Annotated in this window: 10 protein-coding genes and 1 pseudogene; 9 read left to right on the top strand and 2 right to left on the bottom strand. The window is 58.3% G+C overall.

Going from position 1 to position 9,459, the window contains the following annotated elements:
- Positions 1–570 precede the first annotated feature (570 nt).
- From NA8A_RS25190 to NA8A_RS22185, 6 genes and pseudogenes are all read left to right on the top strand, one after another.
- A complete protein-coding gene (locus NA8A_RS25190; protein ID WP_143088043.1) occupies positions 571–900 on the top strand; it encodes a hypothetical protein in 330 nt (109 codons plus the stop codon).
- Complete coding sequence (locus tag NA8A_RS22210) at positions 897–2,531, top strand: recombinase family protein (RefSeq protein ID WP_009452670.1); 1,635 nt, start codon at positions 897–899, stop codon at positions 2,529–2,531. The genes NA8A_RS25190 and NA8A_RS22210 overlap by 4 nt, the downstream gene beginning before the upstream one ends.
- 109 nt (positions 2,532–2,640) lie before the next feature.
- Complete coding sequence (locus NA8A_RS22205) at positions 2,641–4,026, top strand: Arm DNA-binding domain-containing protein (RefSeq protein WP_009452669.1); 1,386 nt, start codon at positions 2,641–2,643, stop codon at positions 4,024–4,026.
- A 236-nt stretch (positions 4,027–4,262) separates the two neighbouring features.
- Positions 4,263–5,431, top strand: a protein-coding gene (locus NA8A_RS22195) for an IS3 family transposase (RefSeq protein ID WP_086006189.1) whose coding sequence is annotated in 2 segments (ribosomal slippage) — positions 4,263–4,527 and positions 4,527–5,431 — 1,170 coding nt in all. Because the reading frame shifts where the segments join, the coding sequence is not laid out codon by codon here.
- A gap of 36 nt (positions 5,432–5,467) precedes the next feature.
- Positions 5,468–6,193, top strand: a pseudogene (locus tag NA8A_RS22190) (arsenic resistance protein); the annotation flags it as partial.
- A gap of 191 nt (positions 6,194–6,384) precedes the next feature.
- Positions 6,385–7,128 carry a GGDEF domain-containing protein gene (locus tag NA8A_RS22185; RefSeq protein WP_009452665.1) on the top strand — a complete coding sequence of 248 codons (744 nt, stop codon included), beginning with the start codon at positions 6,385–6,387 and terminating at the stop codon, positions 7,126–7,128.
- A gap of 61 nt (positions 7,129–7,189) precedes the next feature.
- Here the strand turns inward: NA8A_RS22185 and NA8A_RS25600 are convergent, their stop codons facing one another.
- Together NA8A_RS25600 and NA8A_RS25595 are read right to left on the bottom strand one after the other, a co-directional pair.
- Positions 7,190–7,348 carry a DUF411 domain-containing protein gene (locus NA8A_RS25600; protein WP_240532842.1) on the bottom strand — a complete coding sequence of 53 codons (159 nt, stop codon included), beginning with the start codon at positions 7,346–7,348 and terminating at the stop codon, positions 7,190–7,192.
- Complete coding sequence (locus NA8A_RS25595; protein ID WP_240532844.1) at positions 7,332–7,418, bottom strand: DUF411 domain-containing protein; 87 nt, start codon at positions 7,416–7,418, stop codon at positions 7,332–7,334. The genes NA8A_RS25600 and NA8A_RS25595 overlap by 17 nt, the downstream gene beginning before the upstream one ends.
- 282 nt (positions 7,419–7,700) lie before the next feature.
- Between NA8A_RS25595 and NA8A_RS22180 the strand changes: the two genes are divergently transcribed.
- The 3 genes from NA8A_RS22180 (at position 7,701) to NA8A_RS24480 (ending at position 9,416) form a co-directional block, all read left to right on the top strand.
- The gene (locus NA8A_RS22180) at positions 7,701–8,462 is read left to right on the top strand and encodes a MauE/DoxX family redox-associated membrane protein (protein WP_035029360.1); all 762 of its coding nucleotides are present in this window, start codon (positions 7,701–7,703) and stop codon (positions 8,460–8,462) included.
- A gap of 16 nt (positions 8,463–8,478) precedes the next feature.
- Positions 8,479–8,970, top strand: a complete 492-nt coding sequence (locus NA8A_RS22175; RefSeq protein ID WP_009452663.1) for a DUF305 domain-containing protein — start codon at positions 8,479–8,481, stop codon at positions 8,968–8,970.
- An 86-nt stretch (positions 8,971–9,056) separates the two neighbouring features.
- On the top strand, positions 9,057–9,416 hold the full coding sequence (locus NA8A_RS24480; protein WP_009452662.1) for a hypothetical protein: 360 nt from the start codon (positions 9,057–9,059) through the stop codon (positions 9,414–9,416).
- Positions 9,417–9,459 lie beyond the last annotated feature (43 nt).

Below are 9,459 nucleotides of genomic sequence, written 5' to 3'. Positions count from 1 at the left end.
TCCGGCAAACCCGGCGCGGTTCAATGCGCTCGCAGTGAACATGTGCGACAGATTTTGCGCTTCCGGTTTCCCAGCGCAAAATTACGGCGGCAGTAACGGGCGAAGTAGCATTGCGCTGCCGGGGCAACCATGACCTCTTGAAACAACGGACTTCGTGAAAAGAATTCTACCCCTACAGCGTGAAAAGGATGCCAAAGGTTGAATTCTCGCCCCCTCAAGCGGTCCCGGAAGCGCAGCGTAATGTTTCTCACCTGTCGAGGGGAGAGGTCACAGTAGTCAGCAGAATCGCGCAGTGGCACACCTGAGCAAAAACAGTGCAAGAGTCGTTCTGCTTGCTCATTCGAAATTCTCGCGTTCTTGATAAAAACGTTGCTAGCCATAGAGTTAGCCGCTGTAGACGGCGCCGCAATTGCAAAAACTGATTAGTTTCCAGCCGCCCTAATTGAAATTCCCTAATAACAAGGCAAAGCTTAAGCTGGTCCATTAATAGAATTAAATTCCTTGACATGTTCACTATTTGTTCGCTATAATCTTCTGTTCTGGACCGGCGAACAAGAAAGGAGGCCAGTGATGAGTAGTAATAATCTGTCCGGCTTCAATGAGTTCGCCGGAAACACTTCAAATCCGCCGCCTGCGAAGGCTCCCCACTCTTCCCAGAGTCTGGAAAAATACCGAAAAGAGCTGCGGGATATGGAGCTGACCGAGGATCAGGAGACGGAAATCCTGCAAATCCTCTGGACCATCATGTCGCATTTTGCCCGCCTTGGGCAGACGGTCGATGTCTGTGGGCTGTTTTTCGAAGACGGCACTCCGTCCTCGGATGCGGTCCCTGAACAGGGTAGAATCGGGCTTTCAACCGACAAGGAGACGCCATCGCGCCATGGCAAGGAGGCCAAATGACCCCGTACAATTCAACTCCCCAAATCTGTTTCATCTATTGCCGCGTTTCAAGCATCAAGCAGGCCAAGTCCGGAGACGGACTGCGCTCGCAAGAGACGCGGTGCCGCGACTATGCACGAAGCAAGGGTTACGAGGTCGTTCGCGTCTTCACCGATGACGTATCGGGCAGCAGCTCCAAGCGCGACGGCATGACCGCTTTTCTGGCGGCGCTGAGCGCCAATGATGGGGACCCCATTCCCGTCATCATCGATGACGTGTCGCGCCTCGCGCGTGATGTGATTGCGCACAAGCAACTGCGCATCTCCATAGCCATGGAAGGCGGCATTCTGGAATCGCCGAACATGCAGTTCGGCGATGATGCAGACAGCGAATTTCAGGAAATGATCCGGGCGCTCGTCGCCCAGCACCAACGGCAGAAAAATGCCGAGCAAACGACGCACCGCATGCGGGCGCGGGTGCAGAACGGTTATTGGGTGTTTCGGGCTCCGACCGGCTATAAATATGTCCGGCAGCAAGGCAGCGGCAAAGTCATCGTGCGCGATGAGCCAACGGCCTCCATCGTCCAGTGTGCCCTGGAAGGTTACGCCTCTGATGAATTTGCCTCGCAAGCCGATGTGATGCGGTTCTTGCAGGATGAGCCTCTGTACCCCAAAGACCGGACAGGCAAAGTTCGCAACCAGCGCATCTCCGACATGCTGCGCAACTGGATCTATGCGGGCTATGTCGAGGCTCCCGGCTGGGGCATCGCGCGGCGTAAGGGAAATCACGAGGCCATTGTCTCGACGGAAACCATGCAGCGAATTGAGGACAAGCTGAACGGTATCAACCGTGCGCCCTATCGCAAGGAACTGAGCGGCGACTTCCCGCTGCGCGGCTATGTCATCTGCGATGATTGCGGAAACCCGCTCACGGCCTGCTGGTCGAAGGGTTCGCACGGGAGGTATCCCTATTACCTCTGTCCAAAGCGCGGATGCGAGAGCTATGGCAAGTCCATCCGCCGCGACAAGATTGAAGGCGAATTCGAGCGCATGCTCACCAGCATGCAGCCGAGCGAAACGCTATTCCGTGTCGCGACGATGATGTTCGAGGATGCCTGGAACGCGCAGCGTGGTCAGGCAGACATGCAGAAGAAAGCTCTCAAGGCTGAACTCGCCGATATAGAGAGAAAAATTTCGCGGCTGCTAGAGCGTATCATCGAAGCGACCGTCCCCAGCGTGGTCGCGACCTATGAAAAGAGCATCGGAGCGCTCGAACAAGAGAAGGTAATTGTCGAGGAGCGGATACAGAATTCCGGACGTCCGCGAAGCAATTATGACGACGCACTTAGAACGGCGCTCGGATTCCTCGCAAACCCTTGTAATCTATGGCGTTCAGGTCGGTTAGAGGACCGCCATGCAGTACTGAAACTCGCCTTTGCCGACCGTCTTCGCTACACGCGAAAAGACGGGTTTAGAACGGCAAATCTTACCTTACCTTTCAAGGTCTTAGGTGCTTTTCGATGTGGTGAAAACGAGATGGCGCGCCCGAAAGGATTCGAACCTCTGACCCCCAGATTCGTAGTTCAAATCTATCCGTTCGCCATAGTATCCGCCTGCCCTCCTAACTTTGCATGGGATAAGATAATATATTGAAAATCAGATAATTATCGTATAATCACGCACCGTGTCGAAGATATCCCTTCAGATCACCCGATTTGCGAAAACCGTTTCAAAAACCGTTTCAAATTGCGAGGCTGTAGCTATGGCGACCCTCCGTATCCAACTCAATGACAAAGCAATCGTCCGGCTCCCGGCACCCGATAAGGGGCGCTACATTGTCCGTGACACTGATCTCAAGGGCTTCTTTCTCTTGGTGGGTATCAAGAAAAAGACCTTCATGATTCAGGGAGATCTTCGTGAGCAGGGCAAGCGCGCTTCTACTCTCCGACTGGCGATTGGAGATACGACTGAACTCTCCACGCGCGCCGCGCGTGCAATTGCAAAGGAGTATCTCGTCCAGATCAGCCGTGGACTGCATCCTAAGTCCAATGAGCGCGTGGCCAAGGCATCGACGATCGCTGACCTGAAAGCAGACGAGGCTACGGGTGAAGATCTAAAGTCGGCTGGAATCACTCTGCGAGAGGCATGGAAGCGCTATCGACTTGCCATGGAGCGAAAGAACCGAAGCGAACGTACAATCGAAAGCTATCGCGACCACGTAGAGAGGGTATTTGAAGATTGGCTGGACACGCCGTTAATCCAACTCGGTGAAGACCCCGCTCAGGTTGCGACCAAGCACGACGCCATCTCCGAAAAGAACGGCCCTTATATCGCGAATGGGAGTATGCGAACATTTCGTGCAATCTACAATCACGCTCGCAAGACCAATCGCGATCTCCCCGCTGACAATCCGGTGGACAGCGTGGATTGGAATCATGAGAAGCGCCGGAACAGCGGCATGGGCCTGGCCGACCTCAAGGCATGGTTTGTCGAAGCTGCCAAGCTTGATAATCCGATCCGCCGCGAATTCCATCTGTTCACGCTGCTCTCTGCATCTCGGCCCGCAGCCCTTAAAGAGGCACGACTGGTCCATCTGGATCTCAAACGTCGGGTGCTTCACATTCCTCGACCGAAAGGCGGCGCAGACCGTGCCTTTGATATCCCTCTGTCTCGCCAGATGATTTCCTGCCTCATGCGGGTGATTCGTTTTGGGCGGTACATCCACCCGCTCGAAGCTAGGGATTGGCTGTTTCCCGCCGATAGTGCCGATGGCCATCTCGTTGAACAGAAGGAAGACCGGGAGGTGCTGTCGAAGTGGGGTAACGAATTGCGCCAGACATATCGCACTGTAGCAACCCCTGCGGGTGTCTCGGAGCTCGACGCACGTATGCTGATGAATCACTCGGTCCCGGGAGTGAACTCCGGCTATATCACCCGGCACAAGCTGTTGGAGGATCATCTCCGCACGCAGCAGCAGGCGATTAGCAACATCGTCTTCTCAGCAATTGGGGATGCGTTGACCAATCAATCAGAAGTTCGAGACTGGCTCGGACACGGTGCCGCCCGTCGTCATATTATTCGCGCGGAGGAGGAAGCTCAGAAACGCGTGTCGAAGAATACTGCGAGCAGGCGTGGGAAGGTGGCGTAACAGCTCTCTGGCTAAGTAGTTTGGCTGTTCGTGCCATACGCCGCCTGGGTGCTTTTTGCCTCAGTGCAGAACGCCACGTTTGGCATCTTAACTTAAATAAGGCGTCGCACCGTTACGGTCGATGACAGAACCCAACAAGGCTATCCGAATGACATTTTGCTTCGACGCGGTGGCCTGCCCCCTGAAAAGTGGTCCTCCCTGAAGTAGGCTATTGAGCCGTTTGAGAGGACGTTTGAATGCCCCAGAAGAAGCATAAACCCGAAGAGATCGTCGCGAAGCTTCGCCAGGTCGATGTTCTGCTGTCGCAAGGAAAATCTGTTGGCGAGGCGGTTCGCACGATCGGCGTGACGCAGTTCACGTATTATCGGTGGCGCAAGGAGTTCGGCGGCCTGAAGGGTGATCAGGTGAAGCGGTTGAAGGAGCTCGAGAAAGAGAACAACCGGCTGCGCAAGGCTGTGTCGGACCTGACGCTCGAGAAGCTGATCCTGAAAGAGGCTGCCTCGGGAAACTTCTGAGCCCCGCCCGTCGTCGACGCTGTGTCGATCATGTCGTGGCGAAGTTGTCCGTCTCGGAGCGCTTTGCCTGCAAGGTTCTCGGTCAGCACCGCTCGACCCAGCGCAAGAAGCCCAGAGGCAGAGCAGGTGAAGAGGCGTTGACCGCTGACATCGTCCGGCTCGCTTCCCGGTATGGCCGCTATGGCTATCGCAGGATCACGGCGATGCTGCGGTCGGAGGGATGGACGGTCAACGCCAAACGCGTCGAGCGCATCTGGCGGCGGGAGGGGCTGAAGGTTCCCCAGAAGCAACCGAAGAAAGGGCGTCTCTGGCTGAATGACGGATCGTGCATCCGGCTCCGGCCCGAACGCCCCAACCATGTCTGGTCCTATGACTTCGTCGAGGGCCGGACCCACGATGGCAGGAAGTTCCGCATGCTCAACATCATCGACGAGTTCACCCGGGAGTGCCTGGCGATCCGCATCGATCGCAAGCTCAACTCGACCGACGTCATCGACCTCCTGTCCGACCTGTTCATCCTACGCGGTGTGCCCGGCCATGTTCGTTCCGATAACGGTCCGGAGTTCATCGCTAAGGCGGTGCGGGAGTGGATCGCCGCGGTAGGGGCAAAGACCGCGTTCATCGAACCGGGCAGCCCATGGGAGAACGGCTATTGCGAGAGCTTCAACTCCAAGCTGCGCGACGAACTGCTCAACGGTGAGATCTTCTACAGCCTCGCCGAGGCCAAGGTCATCATCGAGGCATGGCGACGCTACTACAATACCGAGCGGCCGCACTCATCGCTCGGCTACAAGCCGCCGGCGCCGGAGGCCATCATCTGGCCTGCGACAGCATGCGGGTCAGCGCCATCACCTGCCCAGGCGATGGCCCAAAAGCCCATCATGCATTAAGACTGAAACCGGACCACCCCATGGGGTCAGACCACTGACCAGATCGACAGCTACATTGCCGGTCTCATCATCCTCGCGGCCGCACCCTGCACAGCCATGGTGTTCGTCTGGTCCAATCTCACCAGGGGAGAGCCGCATTTCACGCTTTCCCAGATCGCGCTCAACGACGCGATCATGGTCGTCGCCTTCGCGCCGATCGTCGGGTTGCTGCTGGGCCCGTCGGCGATCACCGTGCCGTGGGGCACGCTTGTGCTGTCCGTCGTGCTCTATATCGTCATCCCGGTCATCATCGCGCAGATCATGCGCCGCCGCCTGCTGGCGAGCGGCGGGCAGGCCGCGCTCGACGCGCTTCTGGCAAAGCTCGGTCCGGCTTCGCTTGTTGCACTGCTAGCGACGCTGGTTCTGCTGTTCGGCTTCCAGGGCGAACAGATCATCACCCAGCCCTCGATCATCGGCCTGCTGGCCGTGTCGATCCTGATACAGGTCTATTTCAATTCCGGCCTGGCCTATCTGCTCAACCGGCTGGCGGACGAATTGCGTCGCCGGTCCTCGGCACTGATTGGCGCGTCGAACTTCTTCGAACTCGCTGTCGCCGCCGCGATCAGCCTGTTCGGCTTCCAGACCGGCGCGTCGCTCGCCACGGTCGTCGGCGTGCTGATCGAGGTTCCGGTCATGCTGTCCGTCGTCTGGATCGTGAACCGCTCGAAGGGCTGGTACGAACGGGGCGCCGGGCTTTCTCCTACATCAAAGGCTCATCGTTGATGCTTCCGTTCACAGCAGGAAAATGAAGCGGAAGCGGGCCTGGCACTGTGTTCTGCGGGGTGGCGCCGCCCCGACCGTCACTTCTTCAGTACGGCTTGGCGGACATTTTACCGATGGCCTTAACTGGATTGGCACCATCTATTTGATACTTGGTTACGAAACACGATCAATCGAGAGGTGAGAGACGCACGTTGAGGTATCCCTCGGGCTATGTGGTTCGAAGAACAGCGATTACGACACTGGCTGCGGCCTGCCTGACGATATCGATCTCGACGGGGGCCCGTTGGCTCGTTGGTGCTGAAGCTGACGCGATCACCATCGCGGTGAGGCTGATTCTGCCGTTTGCAGTCGGGATTCCGATCAGCCTCCTGATTTTCACTCGATTCGAGCAGCTGAATCGCTCCTATCGGGAAATGCTTCAGAAGAACGCGGAACTGAGCCGGCGCGCCATGACGGATCCGCTGACGGGCTTGCTCAACCGGCGCAGCTTTATCGAACAGTTCGAGCTTGCGCAGTCTATCGGTGTGGGAGGCACCTTCATACTCGCCGATATCGACTACCTGAAGCAGATCAATGATCGATACGGCCACAGCGTGGGAGACGAGGCCGTGCTTACGGCATCCATTGCCTTGATGCGCGTTCTCGGGGATGACGCACTGATCGCCCGCATTGGCGGTGACGAGTTCTGCGCGTTCGTCGCACGTATCGACGGCAAGAATTTCGACACGCTGCGCCGGCGTGTCAACGAAGAGACGATGCAGGAATTCCGGAAACGGAGCGGACTTGGCGACTATGCGTTATCGATGACCATCAGCCAGCAGCGCTGTCGGTCGGGAATGTCGTTCAAGGATATGCTCGTGAGCACCGACAAGGATCTGTACCGTTTCAAGCGCAACCGTCCTGTCCACGCGCCCGCACTGGATCCGGCCGCATGAACTGTGGCTGGCCATCGTGAGATGGACCGTTCGGGACCCCTCCCATCGCCTTCATCCTGATCTAGTAGTGGGCGATGACCGAGCGACCAGCCGGGCCGAACAGGATCACGTCGTAGGGATCGCGCCGCTGGCCCATCTCCATGCCGGGCGAACCGAGTGGATGCCCGGCACGGCGATCCCCGCCACCGAGGGGCGTTCGACGATCAAGCGCAGCACTCACCGGCCGGAACGTGCCCCTCGACCGCATAGCCTGCGATGATGCCAGTGTGGCAGGACTGCAGACCGACCAAGATGCCCGGATCGTCTTGAGAGTGCCAGATCTTCGGTCAGACGATCTGCTACGGTAAAGAACGCGCTCCGCACGCGCCCAACCCGGTTCACCTTAGCACCAAGGGGCTGCTCCCTCGCCCCGCACTCTGCGCCTTGTATGGCGGGGAGGCTGCCATCAGCCCGCCGGGACCGATCGCACATGGAACTCCCAGGCCGGCTTTGCGGTTTATCCATGGCGGCAGGATTGCATCTACGCAAGAGCGCGTCAGGGCAAAAGGTGCCGAATATCGAAGGAACGGTGAATGGCATCTGGAAAACACGCCGAACTCCACCGGATGGTGACGGCGGAGCACACCTGTCCATGGGGTCTGAAATCGCTCGATCTGCTCAGGCGCGAAGGCTACGAGGTCGAGGATCACGAACTGACCTCGCGCGCCGAGATCGACGCCTTCAAGGCAGAGCACGGCGTAGAGACGACGCCGCAGACCTTCATCGATGGGAAGCGGATCGGCGGCTATGACGATCTTCTCGCCTTCTTCGGCAAGGAGGTGAGGGACAAGGACGCAAAGACCTATACGCGCGTGGCCGCGTTGTTCTCGATGGCGGCGCTCATGGCGCTCGCCGCGAGTTGGGCGGCGCTCGGCAGCCTGATTACCGTCGAGGCGGCTGAGTGGTTCATCGCCATCTCCATGTGTCTCCTCGCTCTGCAAAAGCTCAAGGACGTGGAAGGCTTCGCCACTATGTTCCTCAACTGCGACCTCCTGGCGCAGCGCTGGGTGCGATATTCATATATCTATCCGTTCGCCGAGGCGCTCGCCGGCATTCTCATGATCGCCGGGGCGTTGGTGTGGTTGTCCATTCCCGTCGCGCTCTTCATCGGCGTGATCGGCGCGGGCTCGGTCTTCAAGGCGGTTTACATCGATAAGCGCGAACTCAAATGCGCCTGCGTCGGCGGCGACAGCAACGTGCCGCTGGGCTTCGTGTCGCTGACGGAAAACCTGATGATGGTCGGCATGGCCGTCTGGATGCTGTTCAAGCCGGTCGGCGTCGGCCTCGGCCACTGAGGAAAGGAATACCGATATGGCGCAGTCCTCGCATTCCGGTCACCAGAACCACGGCTCCGGCGACCATCCCTATCTGATGTTCTGGACCAACATGGCGCTCGGCCTGATCGTCATGTACGTCGTCATGTTCACGATGATCGACGGGTTGCGGGATTTCCGCAACAATCTCAACATGCTCTACATGGCCATCACCATGTGGGCACCGATGGGCATCTTCATGCTGGCGACCATGCCGGGCATGTTCCCCCGCAAGCGGCTCAACATCGCCCTTCATGTAGCGTTCCTGGCGCTCACTGTCGTATCCTTCGGCGCGACCCGCGCCCAGGCGCTGATCGACGACCGCCAGTTCATCGCGTCGATGATCCCGCATCATTCCGGCGCTATCCTGATGTGCCGTGAAGCTGATCTGCGCGATGCTGAACTTGTCGCGCTCTGTGATGAGATCGTCGAGGCTCAGCGTTCCGAAATCCAGATCATGGAGCGGATCAATGAGCGCCTCGATCAGTGAGGGCAGTCATTTCCGGCTCAGGGCACCGATCATCTGGAACCGGCAGATCATGTCGCATGGACATCCTGGTCCAATAGCGTAATCTTTTGCCGATCATGCGCCTGATACTCGTACTCATTACCGTCCTGACGATCGGGATCGCCCCGACGCTGGCGCGCGCCTATCAGGCGCCGATGGCCAACATGCCGGCGGCCCACATGACAGGCATGACGAGTGAACCCGACGGAATGGCGGATGGCCATGGTTGCGCCGATCAAACGGATTGCTCCCGTGATGCAGCCTCCTGTGCGTGGATCTGCGCCGGCTTGCAGGTCTTCCATGGCATCACCGGCGAGGGCGATACACATCGCGTGACCCGATCGGTTCCGGCGCCGCGAGCCCTGCGCTTGTTGCAAGGCATCGAGCCGATGCTGACGGAACGACCTCCCAAGCCGCGTCTCCTCTGAATCTTTCACCGACCGGAGTGGCGACACCCCGAACGGACCAATT

It is taken from the genome of Nitratireductor indicus C115 (genome assembly GCF_000300515.1).
Taxonomy (GTDB): Bacteria; Pseudomonadota; Alphaproteobacteria; order Rhizobiales; family Rhizobiaceae; genus Nitratireductor; species Nitratireductor indicus.
The sequence above is the reverse complement of the archived record's forward strand: the minus strand, read 5'-3'. Positions and strand labels throughout refer to the sequence as shown.

Bases quoted from the DNA above. Each gene is read 5' to 3' on its own strand.
- NA8A_RS22205 (WP_009452669.1), top strand. From the start codon at position 2,641: ATGGCGACCCTCCGTATCCAACTCAATGACAAAGCAATCGTCCGGCTC.
- NA8A_RS22180 (WP_035029360.1), top strand. From the start codon at position 7,701: ATGGCATCTGGAAAACACGCCGAACTCCACCGGATGGTGACGGCGGAG.
- NA8A_RS25190 (WP_143088043.1), top strand. From the start codon at position 571: ATGAGTAGTAATAATCTGTCCGGCTTCAATGAGTTCGCCGGAAACACT.
- NA8A_RS22175 (WP_009452663.1), top strand. From the start codon at position 8,479: ATGGCGCAGTCCTCGCATTCCGGTCACCAGAACCACGGCTCCGGCGAC.
- NA8A_RS22210 (WP_009452670.1), top strand. From the start codon at position 897: ATGACCCCGTACAATTCAACTCCCCAAATCTGTTTCATCTATTGCCGC.